General features: G+C 70.3%; 22 protein-coding genes and 1 tRNA gene. 15 read left to right on the top strand and 8 right to left on the bottom strand.

The genetic code is table 11. The features are described from left to right. Positions 1-97 precede the first annotated feature (97 nt). The 3 genes from CRP27_RS06165 to CRP27_RS06155 are packed head-to-tail and all read left to right on the top strand — an operon-like array spanning position 98 to position 2,000. On the top strand, positions 98-547 hold the full coding sequence (locus CRP27_RS06165; RefSeq protein WP_079236588.1) for a MaoC family dehydratase N-terminal domain-containing protein: 450 nt from the start codon (positions 98-100) through the stop codon (positions 545-547). After that, entirely contained in the window at positions 544-969 is a 426-nt protein-coding gene (locus tag CRP27_RS06160) for a MaoC/PaaZ C-terminal domain-containing protein (RefSeq protein ID WP_097179854.1), read from the top strand. Before CRP27_RS06165 ends, CRP27_RS06160 begins: the two co-directional genes overlap by 4 nt. Positions 970-971: 2 nt before the next feature. Further along, positions 972-2,000 (top strand): UDP-N-acetylmuramate dehydrogenase, encoded by a 1,029-nt coding sequence (locus CRP27_RS06155; protein ID WP_097179853.1) that lies wholly within the window; start codon positions 972-974, stop codon positions 1,998-2,000. A 76-nt stretch (positions 2,001-2,076) separates the two neighbouring features. Here CRP27_RS06155 and CRP27_RS06150 read toward each other — a convergent pair whose 3' ends face one another. Next, the gene (locus tag CRP27_RS06150) at positions 2,077-3,279 is read right to left on the bottom strand and encodes a pyridoxal phosphate-dependent aminotransferase (protein WP_097179852.1); all 1,203 of its coding nucleotides are present in this window, start codon (positions 3,277-3,279) and stop codon (positions 2,077-2,079) included. 161 nt (positions 3,280-3,440) lie between these two features. Between CRP27_RS06150 and CRP27_RS06145 the strand changes: the two genes are divergently transcribed. The 6 genes from CRP27_RS06145 (at position 3,441) to CRP27_RS06120 (ending at position 7,054) form a co-directional block, all read left to right on the top strand. Next, positions 3,441-3,513 (top strand) — tRNA-Trp (locus tag CRP27_RS06145). 20 nt (positions 3,514-3,533) lie between these two features. Next, positions 3,534-3,812 carry a preprotein translocase subunit SecE gene (secE, locus tag CRP27_RS06140; protein ID WP_071290700.1) on the top strand — a complete coding sequence of 93 codons (279 nt, stop codon included), beginning with the start codon at positions 3,534-3,536 and terminating at the stop codon, positions 3,810-3,812. Positions 3,813-3,931: 119 nt separating this feature from the next. Then, positions 3,932-4,954, top strand: coding sequence for a transcription termination/antitermination protein NusG (gene nusG / locus CRP27_RS06135; protein ID WP_097179851.1), 1,023 nt, complete (start codon positions 3,932-3,934; stop codon positions 4,952-4,954). Between the two features lie 141 nt (positions 4,955-5,095). Beyond that, on the top strand, positions 5,096-5,527 hold the full coding sequence (gene rplK / locus CRP27_RS06130) for a 50S ribosomal protein L11 (RefSeq protein ID WP_022906459.1): 432 nt from the start codon (positions 5,096-5,098) through the stop codon (positions 5,525-5,527). A gap of 84 nt (positions 5,528-5,611) precedes the next feature. Further along, positions 5,612-6,301, top strand: coding sequence for a 50S ribosomal protein L1 (rplA, locus tag CRP27_RS06125; protein WP_097179850.1), 690 nt, complete (start codon positions 5,612-5,614; stop codon positions 6,299-6,301). A gap of 144 nt (positions 6,302-6,445) precedes the next feature. Then, positions 6,446-7,054: a Pr6Pr family membrane protein gene (locus tag CRP27_RS06120; RefSeq protein WP_097179849.1), complete on the top strand. Its 609-nt coding sequence runs from the start codon at positions 6,446-6,448 to the stop codon at positions 7,052-7,054. Here the strand turns inward: CRP27_RS06120 and CRP27_RS06115 are convergent. Both CRP27_RS06115 and CRP27_RS06110 read right to left on the bottom strand, forming a co-directional pair. Then, positions 7,051-7,629, bottom strand: coding sequence for a YqaJ viral recombinase family protein (locus tag CRP27_RS06115; RefSeq protein ID WP_255257510.1), 579 nt, complete (start codon positions 7,627-7,629; stop codon positions 7,051-7,053). The two genes, CRP27_RS06120 and CRP27_RS06115, sit on opposite strands and share 4 nt — an antisense overlap. 221 nt (positions 7,630-7,850) lie before the next feature. After that, positions 7,851-9,062, bottom strand: coding sequence for an ROK family transcriptional regulator (locus tag CRP27_RS06110; RefSeq protein WP_176505485.1), 1,212 nt, complete (start codon positions 9,060-9,062; stop codon positions 7,851-7,853). Positions 9,063-9,207: 145 nt separating this feature from the next. Here CRP27_RS06110 and CRP27_RS06105 point away from each other — a divergent pair, with 145 nt between their 5' ends. The 6 genes from CRP27_RS06105 (at position 9,208) to CRP27_RS06080 (ending at position 15,633) form a co-directional block, all read left to right on the top strand. After that, positions 9,208-9,954, top strand: a complete 747-nt coding sequence (locus CRP27_RS06105; protein ID WP_217990695.1) for a sugar phosphate isomerase/epimerase — start codon at positions 9,208-9,210, stop codon at positions 9,952-9,954. Then, entirely contained in the window at positions 9,951-11,102 is a 1,152-nt protein-coding gene (locus CRP27_RS06100) for a Gfo/Idh/MocA family protein (protein ID WP_097179846.1), read from the top strand. The genes CRP27_RS06105 and CRP27_RS06100 overlap by 4 nt, the downstream gene beginning before the upstream one ends. 95 nt (positions 11,103-11,197) lie before the next feature. Continuing rightward, positions 11,198-12,499 (top strand): ABC transporter substrate-binding protein, encoded by a 1,302-nt coding sequence (locus CRP27_RS06095; RefSeq protein WP_097179845.1) that lies wholly within the window; start codon positions 11,198-11,200, stop codon positions 12,497-12,499. A 215-nt stretch (positions 12,500-12,714) separates the two neighbouring features. Further along, the gene (locus CRP27_RS06090; protein ID WP_097179844.1) at positions 12,715-13,710 is read left to right on the top strand and encodes a carbohydrate ABC transporter permease; all 996 of its coding nucleotides are present in this window, start codon (positions 12,715-12,717) and stop codon (positions 13,708-13,710) included. After that, the gene (locus tag CRP27_RS06085; protein WP_097179843.1) at positions 13,703-14,542 is read left to right on the top strand and encodes a carbohydrate ABC transporter permease; all 840 of its coding nucleotides are present in this window, start codon (positions 13,703-13,705) and stop codon (positions 14,540-14,542) included. Before CRP27_RS06090 ends, CRP27_RS06085 begins: the two co-directional genes overlap by 8 nt. Before the next feature lie 119 nt (positions 14,543-14,661). Continuing rightward, positions 14,662-15,633: a biopolymer transporter Tol gene (locus CRP27_RS06080; protein WP_097179842.1), complete on the top strand. Its 972-nt coding sequence runs from the start codon at positions 14,662-14,664 to the stop codon at positions 15,631-15,633. 87 nt (positions 15,634-15,720) lie between these two features. Here the strand turns inward: CRP27_RS06080 and CRP27_RS06075 are convergent, their stop codons facing one another. From CRP27_RS06075 to CRP27_RS17940, 5 genes are all read right to left on the bottom strand, one after another. Next, a complete protein-coding gene (locus CRP27_RS06075; protein WP_255257460.1) occupies positions 15,721-16,452 on the bottom strand; it encodes an ABC transporter ATP-binding protein in 732 nt (243 codons plus the stop codon). Between the two features lie 83 nt (positions 16,453-16,535). Further along, complete coding sequence (locus CRP27_RS06070) at positions 16,536-18,065, bottom strand: ABC transporter permease (RefSeq protein ID WP_097179841.1); 1,530 nt, start codon at positions 18,063-18,065, stop codon at positions 16,536-16,538. Between the two features lie 88 nt (positions 18,066-18,153). After that, positions 18,154-18,882: a glycosyltransferase family 2 protein gene (locus tag CRP27_RS06065; RefSeq protein WP_255257459.1), complete on the bottom strand. Its 729-nt coding sequence runs from the start codon at positions 18,880-18,882 to the stop codon at positions 18,154-18,156. Next, on the bottom strand, positions 18,879-20,237 hold the full coding sequence (locus CRP27_RS17945) for a bifunctional PIG-L family deacetylase/class I SAM-dependent methyltransferase (protein ID WP_217990694.1): 1,359 nt from the start codon (positions 20,235-20,237) through the stop codon (positions 18,879-18,881). Before CRP27_RS17945 ends, CRP27_RS06065 begins: the two co-directional genes overlap by 4 nt. Beyond that, positions 20,234-21,292 (bottom strand): acyl-CoA/acyl-ACP dehydrogenase, encoded by a 1,059-nt coding sequence (locus CRP27_RS17940; protein ID WP_141399706.1) that lies wholly within the window; start codon positions 21,290-21,292, stop codon positions 20,234-20,236. Before CRP27_RS17940 ends, CRP27_RS17945 begins: the two co-directional genes overlap by 4 nt.

Genomic DNA, 21,292 nt, shown 5'->3' with positions numbered 1-21,292 from the left:
CGCCGGCGTCGGTTCCCCCGAACCGTGTCCGACCACCATAGCCGATGCATACTCATGAACGACAGGCCCCCAGACGGGCGTCGCTAGACTGCCGGACGTGTCTGTGAACCCCGAGCTCGTCGGCAGGACGTTCCCGCCGGCCCAGCCGTACCTGGTCGGTCGTGAGAAGGTGCGGGAGTTCTCCCGTGCCGTGTTCGCGACGAACCCGATCCACCACGAGCCCGAGGCCGCCCGTGCCGCCGGCTACGACGACGTCGTCGCACCGCCGACCTTCGCGGTCGTCGTGCAGGAGGCCACGCTCGCCCAGCTCCTCGCCGAGCCGGACGCCGGGATCGACTTCTCGCGCGTCGTCCACGGTGAGCAGGCCTTCACCTACGACCGGCCGATCGTGGCCGGCGACGAGCTCACCGCGACCCTGACGGTCACGAGCGTGAAGACCCTCGGCGGCAACGCCATGGTCACCGCCGAGAGCACCATGAACGACGCCGCGGGGGAGCACGTCGTCACGGCGACCTCCACCCTCGTCGTCCGAGGAGACGACGCATGACCACCGCACCCGTGACCGCACTCGAGGTCGGCACCGTCGTCGCCGAGCGCGAGGTCCACCTCACCCGTGACTCGCTCGTCCGCTACGCCGGCGCCTCGGGCGACTTCAACCCGATCCACTACCGCGACGACGTCGCCGCGTCCGTCGGGCTGCCCGGCGTCCTCGCACACGGCATGCTCACGATGGGCCTCGCGGTGCAGCCGGTGTCCGAGTGGCTCGGTGACCGCGGTGTCGTCGTCCGCTACGGCGTCCGCTTCACCCGGCCCGTGGTCGTCGACCCCGAACAGGGCGCCACCGTCGGTGTCGTCGCCAAGGTCGGCACCGTCGACGACGACGGCCGTCCGCAGCGCATCGACCTCACCGTGACCGCCGCCGGGCAGACCGTGCTCGGCAAGGCGCAGGTCACGGTGGCGTTCCGCTGACCGTGTCGGAGCCGGTGCTCGCGGACCTCACGACGCTCCGCGTCGGTGGTCCCGCCACGCGGCTGCTCACCGCGACGACGACCGACGAGCTCGTCGACCACGCCGTCTCGGCGTGGGACGACGACGCGTGGCTCGTCCTCGGTGGCGGCAGCAACCTGCTCGTCGCCGACGACGGGTTCGACGGCACCGTCGTCCTCGTGCGCACCACCGGCATCCACCACACGGCGGACGCCGACGGCGTCACCGTCCGCGTCGCCGCCGGTGAACCCTGGGACGCGTTCGTCGCCTCGACCGTCGAGCACGGCTGGACCGGCCTGGAGGCACTGAGCGGCATCCCGGGCACGGTCGGTGCCGCCCCCGTGCAGAACATCGGCGCCTACGGGGTCGAGCTGTCCGACGTGCTCACCCGGATCGAGTTCCTCGACGCGTCCACGGGGGAGCGCGCGTGGGTGCCAGCGGCCGAGCTGGCGCTCGGCTACCGCACGTCGACGCTCAAGCACGGACGACGTGGCGTCGTGCTGACGGTCGAGTTCCGGCTCGGCACGGCCTCCGCCGACGGCGTCCCGGTCCGGTACGCGCAGCTCGCGGGTTCCCTCGGCGTCGAGCTGGGGGCCCTCGTGGCGCCGTCGACGGTCCGGTCCGAGGTACTGCGCCTCCGCGGCACGAAGGGAATGGTCCTCGACGCCGACGACCACGACACCTGGAGCGCCGGGTCCTTCTTCACGAACCCGATCGTGTCCGCGGCCTTCGCCGAGACCCTGCCCGCCGACGCTCCGCGCTGGCCGGCCGGTGACGAGGTGAAGCTCAGCGCCGCCTGGCTCATCGAGCACGCCGGTGTGCACCGCGGGTACGCCGTGCCCGGTTCCCGTGCCGCGATCTCGTCGAAGCACACCCTCGCGCTGACGAACCGCGGGGGAGCGACCGCCGCCCAGGTGGCGGAACTCGCCCGCTACGTCCAGGTGACCGTCCTGAACCGCTTCGGGGTCTCGCTGGTACCGGAACCCGTTGCGGTGGGCGACCTGCTCGCCTGAGCCGAGCCGCGCCTCCAGGCCTCTGACGCAGAACGGCCCACCTCGTCGAGGTGGGCCGTTCCCGCGTTCCGGGTGACTACGCGAAGAACCGCGCGAGCCGGGCGACGCCCCCGGCGATGTCGTCGTCGCCCAGGGCGTACGACAGGCGGAGGTAGCCCGACGGACCGAAGGCCTCACCCGGGACGACCGCGACCTCGGCGTGCTCGAGGATGAGGTCCGCGAGCTCGAGCGTGGTGGTCGGTGTCGTGCCGGCCCATTCACGGCCGAGCAGCGCCGTGACGTCGGGGTAGACGTAGAAGGCGCCCTGCGGGGTCGGCGTGACGAAGCCCGGGATCGCGTTGAGCCCGGCGACGATCGCCTGGCGACGGCGGTCGAAGGCCTCACGCATGGTCGCGACGGGCTCCTGCGGCCCGGTGAGGGCGGCGATCGCGGCGCGCTGCGACACGTTCGAGACGTTCGACGACAGGTGCGACTGCAGGTTCGACGCGGCCTTCACGGCATCGGTCGGGCCGATGAACCACCCGACGCGCCAACCGGTCATCGCGTACGTCTTGGCGACGCCGTTGACGAGGATCGTCGTGTCGGCGAGGGCCGGGACCGCGTCGAGGATGCCCGTGAAGCGGACGCCGTCGTACACGAGGTCTTGGTAGATCTCGTCGCTGATCACCCAGATGCCGTGCTCGAGCGCCCACTCGCCGATGGCCTTCGTCTGCTCGGCGGTGTACACCGAGCCGGTCGGGTTCGACGGCGAGCAGAAGAGCAGCGCCTTCGTCTTCGGGGTGCGTGCGGCCTCGAGCTGCTCGACCGTCACCAGGTAGTCCTGGTCGCTGCCGGCGAAGACGTCGACGGGGACGCCACCGGCCAGGCGGATCGCCTCGGGGTAGGTGGTCCAGTAGGGGGCGGGGAGGAGGACCTCGTCGCCGGCGTCCACGATCGTCTGGAACGCCTGGTAGACGGCCTGCTTGCCGCCGTTCGTGACGATGACCTGCGCGGGGTCGACGGTGATGCCGGACTCGCGCGCGGTCTTCTCCGCGATCGCCTGCTTCAGCTCGGGGAGGCCGGTCGCCGGTGTGTACCGGTGGTTCTTCGGGTCCTGCGCGGCCTGGACGGCGGCGTCGACGACGTGCTGCGGCGTGGCGAAGTCCGGCTCGCCGGCGGCGAAGGAGATCACCGGGCGACCGGCGGCCTTCAGGGCCTTGGCCTTGGCATCGACCTTGAGCGTCGCGGACTCGGCGATCGCGGCGATGCGGGACGCGATGCGCGGCCGATCGGTGCTCACGGCAGCGGGGTTGGCGGTGGACTCGGGGCCTGGGGCTTCGGTGCTCACGGGTCCCAGCCTATCGGCGCGGCACGCCGGAGCACCCGTCAAGTGGACACCGTGTGACGGACTCCCGTAGACTCGTCCACCGGAACGCGGATCGGTGACGAACTGCGTTCTGAAGGGCGGTGGCTCAATTGGTAGAGCAGCGGTCTCCAAAACCGCAGGTTGCAGGTTCGAGTCCTGTCCGCCCTGCACATCTGGAAGGGTAGAAGTTGGCGAGCAAAGACATGGAGACGACGGCGGACGACGTCGTCGCCAAGGCGAAGCAGGACCGGGCCGAGCGCCGCGGTCCGTTCGCTGCCATCGTGCTCTTCATCCGGCAGGTCATCGCTGAACTCCGCAAGGTTGTCACGCCGACCCGCAAGGAGCTCTTCAGCTACACGGGCGTCGTCCTGGTCTTCGTCGTCGTGATGATGATCCTGGTGTCGATCCTCGACTTCGCGTTCGGACTCGGCGTCGGGTACGTGTTCGGCAACGGGCCGACGGCCTGATCCGGACCGCGACTGTCCTGACCGTTCACGGACAGGAGTACGGTCGCCCGAGACGGAGCCGATCGTGAGACGATCCGCCCGCCAACCCGATCCGCACCACCGAACGGAAAGAATCGACAGTGTCTGACAACTCCCGCGACGACATCGACCTCGCCACGGCTGCCGAGCAGTCCTCCGAGGTCGAGGAGAACCAGGAAGGCGACGTCGAGACCGGCGAGGAGCGTTCGGCCGAGTCGGCCGAGGAGCGCGCCATCGAGGTGGAGGACGAGAACGACCCGTCGCTCGGCATCGACGACGGCGGCCTCGACGAGGCGCTCGACGCCCTCGCCGAGTCCCAGGACCCCGAAGCCGACGCCGTCGTCGACGACGCGCTCGAGGTCGACACCGCTGACGAGGCCGAGGCCGCCGTCGAAGCGGTCGAGGACGAAGAAGAGGTCGAGCTGGAAGAGGAGTCCGCCGCCGAGGCGAACGAGACCCTCGCCGCCGACGAGGCGCTCGACGACGACGAGACCGAAGCGGCCGAGGTCGACCCGTACGAGGCGTTCAAGGCCGAGCTGCGGATGAAGCCCGGCAAGTGGTACGTCATCCACTCCTACGCGGGCTTCGAGCGCCGCGTGAAGTCGAACATCGAGAACCGCATGGTGTCGATGTCGATGGAGGACTACATCTACCAGGTCGAGGTCCCGATGGAGGACGTCGTCGAGATCAAGAACGGGCAGCGCAAGCTGGTCACCCGCGTCCGGATCCCCTCGTACGTGCTGGTCCGCATGGACCTCAACGAGGACTCGTGGTCCGTCGTCCGGCACACCCCTGGTGTCACCGGGTTCGTCGGCAACGCGCACAACCCCACGCCGCTCCGCTTCGACGAGGCGTTCGGCATGCTGAAGTCCCTCGTGCAGGTCGCCGAGGCCGCTCCGACCAAGGGCGGTGCGAAGGGCGGCGGCGCTGCCCAGTCGCAGCCGGCGGCCGAGGTCGACTTCGAGATCGGCGAGACGATCACCATCAAGGAAGGCTCGTTCGCGGGCCTGCCGGGTTCGATCTCCGAGATCAAGCCGGAGAGCGGCAAGCTCACCGTCCTCGTCTCGCTGTTCGAGCGCGAGACCCCGGTCGAGCTCAGCTTCGACCAGGTCACCAAGCTCTAGACCGATCCGGACGATCGGGTAGACTACTGAGGTTTGGCCCCGCGCGCCTGGCGTGCGGGGCTTCACCGCGGTCCGGAACGGCCGGGCCAGCGGGAGAGTGCACGGGTCCCCGTGCGTTCGATTCCAGGAGGAAGACAAGTCATGGCACCGAAGAAGAAGGTCACGGGCCTGATCAAGCTGCAGATCAACGCGGGCGCCGCCAACCCGGCCCCGCCGATCGGTCCCGCGCTCGGTCAGCACGGCGTGAACATCATGGAGTTCTGCAAGGCGTACAACGCGGCGACCGAGTCGCAGCGTGGCAACGTCGTGCCGGTCGAGATCACCGTCTACGAGGACCGTTCGTTCACGTTCGTCCTCAAGACCCCGCCGGCCGCGGAGCTCATCAAGAAGGCTGCGGGTGTGCAGAAGGGGTCCGCGACCCCGCACACGGTCAAGGTCGCGAAGATCTCGATGGACCAGGTCCGTCAGATCGCCGAGACGAAGCAGGCCGACCTGAACGCCAACGACATCGAGCAGGCCGCGAAGATCATCGCCGGCACCGCACGCTCGATGGGCATCACGGTCGAGGCGTAAGCCTCAGCACGCACCACACCCCGACACCCTTCCGTGGGAGAGCCTCGCCGGCTCGTCAACCACGTAGCTCCCAAGGAGAACACCATGGCGAAGAAGTCCAAGGCCTACCAGGCCGCGGCCGCGAAGATCGAGGCCGACAAGTTCTACACCCCCACCGAGGCCGTCGCGCTGGCCAAGGAGACCGGTTCGGCCAAGACGGACTCCACCGTCGAGGTCGCCCTCAAGCTCGGCGTCGACCCGCGCAAGGCGGACCAGATGGTCCGCGGCACGGTCATCCTGCCGCACGGCACGGGCAAGACCGCGCGCGTCATCGTCTTCGCCGTCGGCGCCGCTGCTGAGGCAGCCATCGCCGCCGGTGCCGACGAGGTCGGTGGCGACGAGCTCATCGCGAAGGTCGCCGAGGGCTACACCGCCTTCGACTCCGCCGTCGCGACGCCGGAGCTCATGGGCAAGGTCGGTCGTCTCGGCAAGGTGCTCGGCCCGCGTGGCCTCATGCCGAACCCGAAGACCGGCACCGTGACCCCGAACGTGGCGCAGGCCGTCAACGACATCAAGGGCGGCAAGATCGAGTTCCGCGTCGACAAGCACGCCAACGTGCACTTCGTCGTCGGCAAGGCCTCGTTCACGCCGGAGCAGCTCGACGAGAACATCTCGACCGCGCTCGAGGAGATCAACCGCCTCAAGCCGAGCGCCTCGAAGGGCCGCTACATCATGAAGGGCGCCGTCTCGACGACCTTCGGGCCCGGCATCCCGCTGGACGTCAACAGCATCTGACGACCTTCGGCGCTGCGCTGTCCAACGGCCATCCCGCTGGACGTCAACAGCATCTGATCCACTGATCAGTTCCGAGAGGACCCGCACCGGTTTCGGTGCGGGTCCTTTCGCATCCCCGGTGTGATGCCCCGGTAGCGTGGCTCCGTGCGCACCCTCGTGAACTCGCTCCGACTGCTCGCCGTCATCGCGGTCGTGGCCGCGATCCTGGCCCAGTGGCTGGTCAGCTCGAAGCTCGACACCTACAACTTCTTCAACTTCTTCGGCTACTTCACGATCCAGTCGAACATCTTCATCGCGCTCGCGTTCGCGGCGACCCTGGTGGCGGCAGCGCGTCGGAAGCGCGGGGAGCTCGGGCTGAGCCTGTTCCGCGGCGCGTCGACCGTGTACATCGCCACGACGGGGATCGTCTACAACACCCTGCTCGTCAGCGTCGACGTGCAGACCTCGGTGCAGTGGTCGAACGACGTGCTGCACCGGGTCCTCCCGGTGTACGCGGTGCTCGACTGGCTGCTGTTCTCGGACCGGGCGCGGCTGGTGTTCCGGCACGTCTGGTGGTTCCTGCTCTACCCGGCGGTGTGGCTCGTCGTGATCCTCGTGCGTGGCGCGACCGACGGGTGGGTGCCGTACCCGTTCCTGAACCCGGACCTCGGCTACGGGGTCGTCGCGCTGTACTGCCTCGGCGTCGCGGTCTTCATCGTGTTGATGGGCGTGCTCGTCATCGGGATGAGCCGGCTGCGCCTGGTGAAGGTCTAGACCCGGAAGCCGCGCAGGCGGTCGAGCACCATGTCCGCGAGCTGGATGAGGCCGCGGATCTGGTCGTCGTCGCGGTCGACCCACCGGCACTCGGGCTCGTCGGCGACCGGCACGAACTCGTCGTGGCGTTCCCAGACGAACAGCGTGCGGTCGGCACCGAGCACGTACTGCTGCCACCAGATCTGCCGCAGGTAGTGCCGGGGGATGCTCCGCCAGCCCTTCGCCGTGGTCTTGATCTCGGCCAGGACCACTCTGGATGCGCCGTCGACGCCGACGCCGTCCGGGGTGGCGAGGTGCGCACGGTTCGTCGCCGCGTGGAACAGGTGCGCCGACGGCTGGATGCCGTGCGTGGCGGCGACCCAGGCGGCGATGTGCGGTTCGCGTTCCTTGCCGTGCTCCGTGTACGAGTTGCCGGAGAACCGCGAGCCGTAGCGCTTGTCGGTGACGACGGCCTCGACCGCGTGCAGGGACGCGAGCCGGGCGACGTCGGTCGCGGTGATGCCCATCGCACGGGCGCGGAGCCAGGCGACGCGGTCGGAGGAGTGCGCGACGATCCGCTCGGTGTGCCCGCGCAGTGCGGTGAACGCGTCGTGCGCGACCGGACCCGGCGCCGTGGAGCCGGCCACGGGCACGACCGACGCCGGCGTGCCGGAGGCGGGATGTGCCTCCAGGCCGGGGTCCAGGTCGCCCCACAGGGTGGGCTGCACGATCGTCACCCCACGATTGTCTCCCCGAGCACCGACGGGACGAAACCGACGCACCGACGCGACGGAACGGACGCACCGGACGCGTGCCGTCAGGACACCAGTTGGTGACCCTCGGCGTACGCGACGAGCTCGTCGACCCCGGCGGGGGAGAGCGCGTACCCGATCGCGAGCGCCGCGGCTCCCTGGAGCGCGGCGAGGGATCCGGCACGGGACTGCGCGATGACGAGGTGCTCGGTGGCGAGCGGCATCGAACGGGAGTACACGACCTCGCGGACGCCCGCGAGCAGGTGCTCCCCGGCCTGGGTGATCGAGCCGCCGAGGGCGATCACGGACGGGTTCATGAGCGATACGCACGTGGCAAGGACCTCGCCGATGTCCCGTCCGGCCTGGCGGACCGCCTGGATCGCGTCGAGGTCGGAGCGGTTCACGAGGTCGAGGACGTCGGCGCCGGTGTGCACGTCGTGGCCCTTCGCGCGGAGTCGTCGGGCGATCGCCGGTCCGGAGGCCACTGCCTCGAGGCACCCGGTGTTGCCGCAGTGGCACGGCACGTCCCCGGCGCTCGAGACCCGGACGTGCCCGATGTCGCCCGCGGTGCCCTGCGCGCCGCGCTGGAGTTCGCCGTCCGACACGATCCCGGACCCGATGCCGGTGGCCACCTTGACGAACAGCAGGTGGTCGACGTCCGGCCAGCCGTGCTCCCGTTCGCCGAGCGCCGCGATGTTGACGTCGTTGTCGAGCAGGACGTGGGCGGCGATGTGGTTCCGGAGCCAGCCGGGCACGTCGAAGCCGTCCCAGCCGGGCATGATCGGGGGGTTCGCTGGACGGCCGGTGGAGAACTCGACCGGGCCGGGGACGCCGATGCCGATCGCGATGACGTCGTCCCGTGCCCGGCCGACCTCGTCGAGCAGGCCGTCGATCGTCTCGACGAGCCAGGTCAGGGTGGGGACGGGACCCGCAGCGATGTCGATGCGGGCTTCCCTGGTGGCGAGCGGTGCGGCGACGAGGTCCGTGACCGCGACGCGGCCGTGCGAGGCACCGAGGTCGGCGGCGATCACGAGCCGCGCCCGCGGCATGAGGGCGACCTGCGCAGGCGGGCGCCCGCCGGTGGAGGCTGCGGTGTCCACCGGTCCGACGAGTCCGACCTCGATGAGGGCATCGAGGCGCACGCCGATCGTCGAGCGTGCGAGTCCCGTCAGTGCGGCGAGCTCGGCCCGGGTCCGCGGCACGCCGTCGCGGAGGATCTGGAAGAGCTCGCTCGTCCCGACCGGAGGCGACGCTGCCGTCCGTGTCAAGTCGACCATGTGGGGGAGTGAAGCACACATCGAACGCGCCACGCAATGAAGTCCGTCGAGTTTCCTCGGACTTCTGCTTGACCGCCGACAGAAGTGCTCGTAGTGTGACGCTCGGTCGATGTCGACCACACCATCTCGACGAGGAGAACTCCTGGTGACCCAACCGCTCTCGGTCCAGCTCTACACAGTCCGCGACGCCCTCGCTGCCGATCTCCCCGGCACGCTGCAGCGCATCGCCGACATCGGCTACACGAACGTCGAGGCCTTCGGCTTCGTCGACCGTGCCGAGGCGCTGCGCGACGCCCTCGCTGCCGCCGGTCTGCAGAGCCCGAGCGGCCACGCCCGCCTGCTGGACACCGGGGAGCAGGACCTCGACCAGATCTTCCACGCGAGCGTCACCGTCGGTCTCAGCACCCTGATCGACCCGCACATCGACGAGGCCCGCTGGACCACGCGCGAGGACGTCGAGGCAATCGCCCGCGAGCTGAGCGCCCTGGCGCCCCGCGCCGCGGACCACGGCCTCGCCCTCGGCTACCACAACCACGCGTTCGAGTTCTCGAACCGCATCGACGGCGTCTCGGCGTACGAGGTCTTCGCCGACGCGCTGTCCGACGACGTCGTGCTCGAACTCGACACCTACTGGGTGCAGGTCGGCGGGGACGACCCGGTGGCGATCATCGGCAAGTACGGCGACAAGGTCCAGTTCCTGCACGTCAAGGACGGCGACGGCTCGCACGACGACAAGAAGCAGGTCGCCGTGGGCAACGGTGTCATGCCCGTCCGCGAGATCATCGCCGCGGCGCCCGACGCACTGCACGTCGTCGAGCTCGACGACCACGAGGGAGACGTCTTCCAGGCCGTCACCGACTCCTACACGTTCCTCGAGGGGGCCCGCGCATGACCGACACCACCACTGCCACGCAGCAGTCCACCGACAGCGCCCGCCGGACCGGACCGGTCGGCGTCGGCGTCATCGGCGCCGGGGTCATCTCCGACCAGTACCTCGGCAACCTCACCGTCTTCCCCGACGTCGAGGTCCGCTTCATCGCCGACATCGACCTGCCCCGCGCAGCGTCGCAGGCCGAGAAGTGGGGCGTTGCCGGGTCGGGCACCGTCGAGGAGCTCCTGGCCGACGACGACATCGAGATCGTCGTCAACCTGACCATCCCCGCCGCTCACGTCGAGGTCGCGCTGCAGGCCCTCGCCGCCGGCAAGCACGTCTGGGGCGAGAAGCCGTACGCGCTCGACCGCGAGAGCGCTGCACAGCTCCGGGACGCCGCACGCGCCGCGGGCAAGACCGTCAGCGTCGCGCCGGACACGTTCCTGGGCGCCGGCCTCCAGACCGCGCTCCGCACCATCCGCGACGGCCGCATCGGCACGCCCCTCAACGGTCTGACGCTCTTCCAGAGCCCCGGACCGGAGTCGTGGCACCCGAGCCCCGAGTTCCTCTTCGCCCACGGCGCCGGCCCGCTCTTCGACATCGGCCCGTACTACATCACGACCCTCGTGCAGGCGTTCGGCCCGGTGAAGAAGGTCACCGCGACGGCGTCGAAGTCCCGCGCGACCCGCACGATCGGCTCCGGCCCCAAGGCGGGCACCGAGTTCCCGGTCGAGGTGCCCACGAACCACTCGGCACTCATCGAGTTCGAGAACGGCGGGAGCGCCCAGAGCGTCTTCTCGTTCGAGTCCGACCGCGGCCGCACCGGCTTCGTCGAGATCGCGGGCGAGACCGGCACGGTCGTGTTCCCCGACCCGAACAACTTCGACGGCGACACCGAGCTCTACGCGCTCGGTTCCGAGGAGCCGGAGACCATCCCGGCCGTCGGGTCCACCTACTCGCGCGGCACCGGCGTGGTCGACCTCGCCCGTGCCCTCCGCGTCGGTGAGGAGAACCGGGTCCCCGGTGCCCTCGCCTTCCACGTCCTCGACGTGATGGTCTCCATCGCCGAGGCCGCCGAACGTGGTGAGACGGTGCTCGTGGAGAGCACCGTCGCACCCTCCCCGACCCTCCCCGAGGGCTGGGACCCCGCAGCGTCGACCCTGGCCTGACCGCCGGGGACGACACCGCACCCACACAGCAGCACCCGACAGCACCACCCGTTCCAACCCCTTGCACCATCTCAACGACGAGAAAGTAGAGAGTCATGCGCACTGCCATCCGCGCACTGGCCATCACCGCGGCCGCGGCACTCACCGTGACCGGCCTCGCAGCCTGCTCCTCCGGAGGCTCCGGTTCGTCCGGTGACTCCAAGACGCTCACGTACTGGGCGTCCAACCAGGGCACGTCCCTCCAGAACGACAAGGAGGTGCTGACCCCCGTCCTCAAGAAGTTCACCAAGGAGACCGGGATCAAGGTCAACCTCCAGGTCATCGGCTGGAACGACCTGCAGAACAAGATCCAGACCGCCGTCACCTCGGGCCAGGGCCCGGACGTCGTCAACATCGGCAACACCTGGGCGACGTCGCTCCAGGCGACCGGCGCCTTCCAGGAGTTCGGCTCCTCGGAGATGAAGGCGATCGGCGGTGCCGACAAGTTCGGCAAGGTCGCGCTCTCCACCGGTGGTGCGCCCGGCAAGACCGTCACGAGCGTCCCGCTCTACGGCCTCGCCTACGGCCTCTACTACAACAAGCAGATGTTCAAGGACGCCGGCATCGAGGCGCCGACCACGTGGGAGGACCTCACCGCCGACGCGAAGAAGCTCACCACCGGCGGCAAGTACGGCTTCACCATCGCCGGCGGCTCGTACACCGAGAACGCGCACTTCGCCTTCATCAACTCCGCCCAGAACGGCGGGGAGTGGTTCGACAAGGACGGCAAGCCGACCTTCACGTCGAGCGCCAACGTCGACGGCATCAAGCGCTACCTCGACCTGATGCAGTCCGACAAGGTCGTCAACACCTCGAACGCGCAGTACGACAACGGCACCCAGGCGGTGTCGGACTTCGCGAACAAGAAGGCCGCGATGATGCTGACGCAGAACAACGCGAACTCGACGATCACGTCGAACGGCATGTCCGCTGACGACTTCGGCGTCGTGCCCTTCCCGGCTCCCAAGGGCGGCGAGGACATCGCGTCCTTCCCGGCCGGCATCAACCTGTCGATCTTCAAGAACACGAAGAACAAGGACGGCGCGCTCAAGTTCGTCAAGTTCATGACGAGCGAGGACACGCAGTCCACGCTCGACAAGCCGTACTCGGCGCTGCCGGTGCTCGCCTCCGCTGCTGACTCGGTCACCGACGAGCAGACGAAGACGTTCCTCGACATCTACAACAACAAGGCGAAGCCGCTCCCGCTGGTGCCCGCCGAGGACCAGTTCGAGTCCACGGTCGGCAAGGCGATGAACGACATGTTCGCCAAGATCGCGACCGGTGGCACGGTGTCCGACAGCGACATCAAGACCGCACTCCAGACCGCCCAGGACCAGGTGTCCCAGGCGAACGGCTGATCCGGTCTGGAGGCCCGGGTCGCGTCCGCAAGGACGCGCCCGGGCCTCCACCCCTCAGGTCCACGGCCCCGCTCGCGTCGGCCGGACGACCGCCAGTTCTGCACCCGGCCACACGCCGGGGGTGAGCCGATCGGCTCACGCATGCCGCGCCTCCCGTCCGCTGCCACGGACCGGTGCGAAGCACCCGATCCCCTCCTGCCGAAAGGCCCCCGCCCATGTCCACCTCGGTCCTGCCCGATTCCGAGCGCATCGACCTGACGCACACGAAGGCCCCGACGATGTCGGGCCGTCCGCCAGGCCGCAAGCGCAAGACCCACTGGCTGCCGTACGCGCTCGTCGCGCCGGCCATCCTGTTCGAGCTGCTCATCCACATCGTCCCGATGCTCACCGGCATCTGGATCTCGTTCATCCAGCTCACGAAGTACTTCATCGCCAACTGGGGCGCGGCACCGTTCGCGGGGTTGCGGAACTACTCGGTCGTCATCGACTTCGACCAGGCGATCGGCAAGGGCGTCCTGAACTCGTTCCTCATCACGTGCGGCTTCACGGTCCTCGTGGTCGGGCTCTCGTGGACCTTCGGCATGGCCGCCGCGGTCGCGCTGCAGAAGCCGTTCAAGGGCCGCGGGCTGTTCCGCACCCTCTTCCTCGTGCCGTACGCGCTGCCGATGTACGCCGGCATCATCACCTGGAAGTTCATGTTCCAGCGTGACTCCGGTGCGATCAACCACATCCTCGTGGACCAGCTGCACCTGTTCAACGGCACGGGCCCGTTCTGGCTCATCGGGTCGAACGCGTTCGTCTCGGTCGTCGTCGTGGCGATCTGGAAGACCTGGCCGTTCGCGTTCCTGATGCTCATGGCCGGCCTGCAGTCCGTGCCGAACGACGTGTACGAGGCCGCTTCGGTCGACGGTGCGAAGCCCTTCCGGCAGTGGCGCTCGATCACGCTGCCGATGGTGCGCCCGGTCAACGTGACGCTCGTGCTCGTGATGTTCCTCTGGACCTTCAACGACTTCAACACACCGTTCGTGCTGTTCGGCTCGACCGCGCAGCCCCCGGCGGCGGACCTGTTGAGCTTCCACATCTACAACGCGTCCTTCATCACGTGGAACTTCGGCTCCGGTGCCGCGATGAGCGTCCTGCTCCTCATCTTCCTGCTCATCGTCACCGGCATCTACCTCGCCGTGACCAACCGGAGGTCCGTCCGTGCGTGAGACATTCGGCGCCAAGTCCTTCAAGGTCGTCACCCTCGTCGTCCTGACCCTCTTCACGGTCGTCCCGCTCTACGTGATGATCACCACGGCGATCAAGCCGCTCGGTGACGTCCAGAACGACTTCACGTGGATCCCGACGAACATCACCATCCAGCCGTTCATCGACATGTGGTCGACGGTCCCGCTCGGCAAGTACTTCGTCAACTCGCTCGTGGTCTGCACGGTCGCGACGGTGTTCTCGCTGATCATCGCCACCTTCGCCGCCTACGGTGTCTCGCGCTGGAACTTCAAGGGCAAGAGCACCTTCACCACCGCGGTGCTCTCCACGCAGATGTTCCCCGGCGTGCTGTTCCTGCTGCCGCTGTTCCTGATCTTCACGAACCTCGGCAACGCGCTCGGCATCCAGCTCGTCGGCAGCTGGACCGGACTGATCATCACCTACCTGACGTTCACGCTCCCGTTCTCGATCTGGATGCTCGCGGGCTACTTCGAGACCATCCCGCGGGAACTCGACGAGGCCGCGATGGTCGACGGCTCGGGTCCGATGGGCGCCCTGTTCCGGGTCATCCTGCCCTCGGCCCGTCCGGGTCTGGTCGCGGTCGGCATCTACTCGTTCATGACGGCCTGGGGCGAGGTCCTCTTCGCCTCGGTCATGACGAACGGCGACGGGCAGACGCTGGCGGTCGGTCTGCAGCAGTACTCCACGCAGACGAACGTGTACTGGAACCAGATCATGGCGGCGTCCCTCGTCGTCTCGATCCCGGTCGTGATCGCGTTCCTCATCGTGCAGCGCCAGTTCGTGGCGGGCCTGACGGCCGGCGCGGTGAAGTAGGCGGTCCCCGCCCGCGCGTTCCCCCTCCCTCCCGCGAAAGCGACAGATTCCCGGTGCAACCCGCCGGGAATCTGTCGCTTTCGCGTACCGGTGGGGGGAGACCTCGACAGGATGGAACCATGAGTGACGCACGAGGGCGGCAGCTGCTGCCCGGACAGACCAGCCGGGTGCACGTGTACGACGTCGAGAGCCGGACGAGCCGGCTGGTGTTCGAGTCGAGCACCGTGCTGGTCGAGGCGCCCAACGTCCTCGCCGACGGCACCCTCGTCCTGAACGGGAACGGGGACCTGTGGCTGTTGCGACTCCCCGGCGACGGCGACGGCGACGGCGACGGCGACGGCGAAGGCGACGGCGACCTCGTCCTCGACGAGTCCGCGCTCGTCCCCGTCCCGATGCCCGGCGTCCCCGAGATCAACAACGACCACGTCCTCGACCCCTCGGGCAACTCCGTCGTGGTGAGCGGTCGCGACGGCGACCTGTACCGTGTCCCACTGCCGGCCGGGGGAGCGGCGGCGACCCTCACCGACGTCACCACCGCGCTGCCGGTCGTCCGGAAGTTCTACCTGCACGGCATCGCACCGGACGGTGAGACGCTCGCAGCGATCGTCGGGGAGCACACCGAGGACGGCGTCTGGACCACCGACGTCGCACTCGTCGACCCCGCAACCGGGGACCCGACGTTCCTCACGCGGGACGAGTACGCCGACGACGGCGTCTCGTTCGCCGGCGAGGTGCTCGTGTGGAACTCGGAACGGTTCACCCCCGGCACCGCACAGCTCGTCTCCCTCCGGCCGGGCGCGACCGACCCCGTCCGGATCACGAACGACGACCGGGTGAACTGGTTCCCGCACGTCTCGCCGGACGGTGCACACCTGCTGTACCTGTCGTACGAGCCCGGAGTGCAGGGGCACCCCGCCGACCACCGCGTGGAGCTCCGGCTGCTGCCCGGGGTCCTGGTGCGCGGGGCCCGGATCGCCGCGGTCCCGGAGACCCTCGTCACGCTCGACGGTGGTCAGGGGACGGTCAACGTGCCGCCGTGGTCGCCCGACTCGAGGTGGTTCGCGTACTGCGACTACCCGGTGCGCGGCTGATCGAGGGCCCGAGACTCGCGTCGAGCGACACTCCTCGCGCTCGGCAGCGCGAGGAGTGTCGCTCAGGACGGGACTCGGGCGGGGCCGCTAGACCTCGCGGACCTGCCCCTGCTTGATGTGCAGGCGGCGCTCGGCGCGCTTCGCCACCCACGAGTCGTGCGTCACGACGACGACCGTGAGTCCCCGCTCCTTCCACTGCTTCTCGATGAGCCCCATGATCTCGTCACGGGTGGCCTCGTCGAGCGCGCCGGTGGGTTCGTCCGCCAACAGCACGCTCGGGTTCTTGACCAGCGCCCGTGCGATGGCCACGCGCTGCTGCTGGCCACCGGAGAGCTCCGCGGGCAGGTGGTCGAGCCGTTCGCCGAGCCCGACCTCGCGCAGTGCCGCGGTCGCCCGGTCACGGACCTCCGCCCGGGACCGGTTCGCGAGGGACCCGGCGAACGCGGTCTCGACGTTCTCCAGGGCAGTCAACGTCGGGATGAGGTTGAAGCTCTGGAACACGAACCCGATCTCCGTGGCACGCAGGTCGGTGAGCGCCCGGTCACCGAGCTTCGCGACGTCCTGCTCGCCGAGGAGCACGCTGCCGGCACTCGGTCGGTCGAGCGCGCCGAGCATCTGCAGCAGCGTCGACTTGCCCCCGCCGGTCGGTCCCTGGATCGCGACGAGCTGGCCCTGCGGGATGGTCAGGTCGACGTTCGTCAGCGCGGTGACGGTCCGGTTCTTCTGCTTGTAGGTCTTGCTCACGTTCTTCAGGGCGTAGATCGGCCTGGAGGCACGGCTCGCGTCCGCCGCGGACGGTGCGGTCTCGGTGTTGGTCACGGTTGCTCCTTCGGGGCGCTTGGACGGGTCGGGTGCGGCGGTCGGTTCGGGGACCGGCGGCGTGCCGGTGGCCGGCCCGGCCATCAGGCCACGCTCCGCAGGGCCTCGGCCGGACGGAGTCGGCTCGCGCGCCAGCCGCCGAGGGCGCCGGCGACGAGGCCGCCGAGGATCGCCAGACCGATCGCGAGCAGGATGACCTCGACCGTGACCGGGGCGTGCAGCACGACGTCGGTCGTCGAGGCGGTGCTCGCCCCACCGCCGCCGAAGCCGCCGACCGGTGCGCCGCCCGTGGTGCCGCTGCCGGCCGCCGCAGTCGCCGCACCGCCGGGCATCCCGCCGCCCGCGCCGCCGCGGTTCGTCGAGCTCGTGGCGCTCGCCGAGATCGTCGGGGCGATGACGTTCACCACGAGGATGCCGATGAGACCCGCGGCGGCGCCGATCACGCCGCCGATGAGCCCCTGCACGAGGGACTCGCCCGCGACCTGCCGGGTGATGCGGCCGTTCGACCAGCCGATGGCCTTGAGCGTGCCGAACTCACGGGTGCGGCGGGTGACGCCGGAGATCGTGAAGAGGATCGCGATGAGGAACGCCGCGGCGAGGACGACGATCGACAGCCAGGTGCCGAGGTTCGAGACGAGGTTCGACGCGGTGCTCAGCGAACCGGACACGCTCGAGGCGAGGTCGGCCTCGGTGGAGACGGTCGCGCTGGTGAGCTGCTTCTGCAGCGCAGCCTTGATGGTCGACACGTCGGACGAGGACTCGGCGGAGACGTAGATCGAGGTGACCTTGCCGGCGTTGTCGGAGAGCGTCTGCGCGGTGTCGAGCGGGATGTAGGTGTTCGAGCCGGTGGTGGACGACGAACCGGTCGACGAGACGATCCCGATGACGGTGAAGTCCTTCCCGCCGATCGACAGGGTGTCCCCGACGGCCTTCGACTCGCTCTTCGCGTAGCTCGCGTCGAGCACGACGACGTCCTTGCCCGCGTCGGCGCTCGTGAACGTGCGGCCCTTCGTGAGCTCGGTGCTCGTCAGCGGCCCGACGGCGTCACCGGACACCGGGATGCCCGTGACGGTGAACGAGTCGACGCTGAACGACCCGCCGCCGAAGCCGCCGCCACCCTCGCCACCGCTCGGCGGACCCTGCTGGGTCGAGGTGCTGCTGCCGCTCGAGCTGCTGCTGTCGGACTGCTGCTGGACCTGGCCCGAGAACGTGCTGTTCTCGAGGGTCAGGACGCCGGTCGCGGCCTTGACACCGCTCGTGCTCGTGACGGTCTTCACGTCCGCGGCGCTCAGCGTGCTGGACCCGCGGGTCACGGCGAGTCGGGACTGCGACAGGTCGGTCGACCCGCTGCCGCTGCCGGAGCTGCCCTGGCTGCCGAAGTCGAAGCTCGGCCGCCCGGTGGCCGAGCCGGTCGGGGTCTCGGTCTTCGTCACGGTGATGTCCGTGCCGACGCCGTACACGGACTGCAGCACGCTCGCCTGCGCGGCCTTCACGCCGCCCGCGATCGAGGACACGATGACCACGAGTGCGATGGCCAGCGCCATGCCGATCGCGATGATGACGGTCTGCTTCTTGCGGTTCGTGAGTTCGCGCCTGAGGTAGGTCAGGAACATGGTTCTCCTCGGTGTTGGGGTCGAGGAGACCGTAGGGAGGCAGTCGATGAGCGGCACTGCCGGTCGCTATGAGATGTCTAAGGGACCCTCAGCTCGCATCGCCGTACGTCCGCCGGAGGTGTTCGGCGTACCCCCCTGGCGTCCGACCGTCGAACCGGCCGCTCGTCACCACGGGGAGGTCCGTCGTGGCGCGGACGTCGAACCCGAGGGCCCGTGCGCGTTCGACGAGCCGGACGTCCTCGTGCTCGGGGACCGGGTCGAAGCCGCCGATCGCCAGGCACACGTCGCCCCGCAGGCCGAGGTTCGCCCCGTGCACGTGGCCGAGCGTCGACCCCGGCGGGTGCGCGTGCGTCCACCGGGCGAGCACCACGGGGTCGAGGTCGTCCGGGTCCGGCACGACCGCCCCGACCAGGACGTGGGCGCCGTCCGCGTGCGCCTCGACCTGCTGCACGAGCCAACCCGGGTCGACGCGGGAGTCGGCGTCGGTGTGGGCCGTCCACCGCTCGGACGGCTCCGGGCCGGTCGCGAGCGCGCGGGTGGTCCCCACGGCCCGGGCGCGGCCGACACCGAGGTGCGCGGTCTCGACGACCTCGAGGGGGACCTCGGTCCAGAGCGGGTCCGCGGCCGCCGTCGACCGGAGGACCATCGCCGTCCGGTCCGTGCACCCGTCGAGGACGACGACGACCGACGCCTCGACCGCGGGGTGCGCTCGCCGGAGGACCCGGATCGCGTCGGCCAGGGCATCGACGCAGCCACCGATGCCGGACTCCTCGTCGTGCGCCGGGACGACGACGTCGATGCGTGCGGGGAGCGTCACGGGGTCAGCCCCTCGGTCGTCGCGACGGAGACCACCGCCGGGCCCGGGAGCACACTCAGGACGAAGTCCTCCTCGACGTGCCGGACGAGCGCCGGTCGCGGCCACCGCTCGGCGAGGCGGGCGTCCACGACGTCGCCGGACGTCACGGCGTCGTCGTCGGGGTGTCGCCAGTGGCAGGCGACCAGGACACCGTCGTCGTCCAGGGACCCGAGCACCCGGTCGATGGTCGCGTCGAGGTCCGACGGCGACAGGTAGTACCCGACCTCGGACATCACGACGAGGTCCCACCGCCCGTCGGGCCACTCGGACGGCAGCTGGGCCTGGACGAACCGTGCGGCCGGCGCCCGGAGCCGCGCCCGGGCGAGCGGTGCCGCGGCGATGTCGGTCCCGAGCACGGCGTCGGCGCGCTCGGTCAGCTCGGCGGTGAGCACGCCCGTCGCGCAGCCGAGCTCGAGCGCGGACCGGTAGCGCTCGCGGGGGAGGGCCGCCAGGGTCACCGCCCGCTTCCGTCGTTCGTACCAGGAGCCATCGAAGTCCCACCCCTCTGGCTTCCGCGCGTAGTGGGCGTCGAACGACTCCCGGGAGCGGGAGGACTGCGCCGCGGACACGGCGAAGAACCACTCCGTCGGTCGGAGGTGGTGTGCGGCGTGCCGGTCGTCGACGATCGGCTCGTCACCCGGTGCCGGCGAGAGCGGCCGGGTCTGCGAGGGGTAGGCGTCGAGTGCGGCGCGCTTCCGGTCCAGGGCCGTCGACGACAGCACCAGCGACCGGGCCCGGTCCCACGGTGCAGCGGGCGCGGACGCATCGTCCCAGTGCCACGCCCAGATCGGGTACTCGAGCAGTTCCGTCCCCGGCGCGTGCTCGACGACGTCCGCTGCGACCTCGCCCGCGATCCGGTGGTCCCGATGCCCGTCCCCGCGCCACGGTGCGACGACGAGGACCGGGCCGTCGACGCCCGTGAGCCGCTCGGTCAGGGCCGACCGGAGCACGTCCGGGTGCTCACGCAGCCCGCCGTCCGGGACACCGAGGACCGTGGCGCTCGCCGCGGGGGCGAGCACGGCCAGCGCCGCCCGGAACTCGGCGTCGCGGATCGACCGGAGGCGCTCGGGGGAGGTACTGGGGGAGTCCGGGTGCGAGCCCTCGCCGTTGGTGACGAGCAGCACGTGCACGGGGACACCGGCGTCGGCGGCGGACGCGATCAGTCCGCCGGCCCCGAGGGTCTCGTCGTCGGGGTGCGGTGCGACGACCACGACCGAGGCGACCGTGTCGAGCCGCACGGGCAGCGCGGCGACCGTGTCGAGGAACGGCGTCCAGTCCGCGGGGTCGGTGCCCGGCTCGCGGTGGTCGAAGCTCACCACGCGACACCGCCGCGTTCGACGACGATGCGGCCGATCCGGGCGAGGTCCCGTTCGCCGTGGTCCTGCAGGACGTAGAGCTCGAGGTCGGCGACCCGTGCCGCGATCGCCGGGTCGGCGGTCAGGGGAGCGGGACCGATCGTCGCGACCACACGGTGCCGGACGGCGTCGACCGCGCGGCGGACCCGTGACCGCACGACCTGGGCGAGCAGCGACCAGTCGTCGTCGGACGTGGACACTGGACCGGAGGCGTCGATCCGGGCGGCGGCGTCGGCGATGGCGTCCTCGGCGTCGGCGAGGTCGGCGACCGTGGCACCGAGCGCGGCCTGCAGCAGCTCGGACCCCGGTCGCGCCACGGCGAGGTCGCGGAGGACCCGGCCGAGCCCGACGGCGCCACCCCACCAGCACGCCGCGACACCGATCCCGCCCCAGGCGAAGCCCGGACGGGTGAGGTACCAGCCGGGACCACCGACGGGCGTGGCGTGCACACCGGCGAAGTCGACCGGGCCGCTCGGCACGTCCGGCATGCCCCGCGCCACCCAGGCCTCGTCGTGCACGGTCACGCCGTCCTGCCGGAGGTCGACCGCGAACAGCTGCCGGTCGTCCCCGACGTGGGCGGTGACGAGCGCGTTCGAGAGCGTCGACGCGAGGGAGCACCACGGCTTCGTGCCGTCGAGCGCGAACGAGCCGCCGGATCCGCCCGACGTCGCCGTGAGTCGCAGCCCGGGACCCTCGGCGGCGAACACGCCCCACGTCGAGCCCTCCGGTGCGGAGACCCCGGCCTGGGCGAGGATCCCGAGTGCGTCGAGGTGCGGCTCGACGGTGCGCGCGAGCGCGACGTCGGCCGCGCCGACGGCCGCGAGTGCCGCGAAGGCCCCGCCGGCCGTCCCGGCGGACAGGAGTGGGGCACCGGCGGCGACCGACCGGGCGAACGCGAGGCGGTCCGCCGGGGTCGAGCCGTGCCTCCCGGCCGACGCCGTGACGCGCGCGTCCTCCTCGAGCTGAGCGGTGTCGACGGTGCGGGCTGAGGCCGGCCAGGCCGAGGATCGGAGCAT

The organism is Curtobacterium sp. 314Chir4.1, from assembly GCF_900215175.1.
GTDB lineage: Bacteria > Actinomycetota > Actinomycetes > Actinomycetales > Microbacteriaceae > Curtobacterium > Curtobacterium pusillum_A.
Note: the sequence above shows the minus strand (reverse complement) of the source record. Positions and strands in the feature narration are given on the sequence as shown.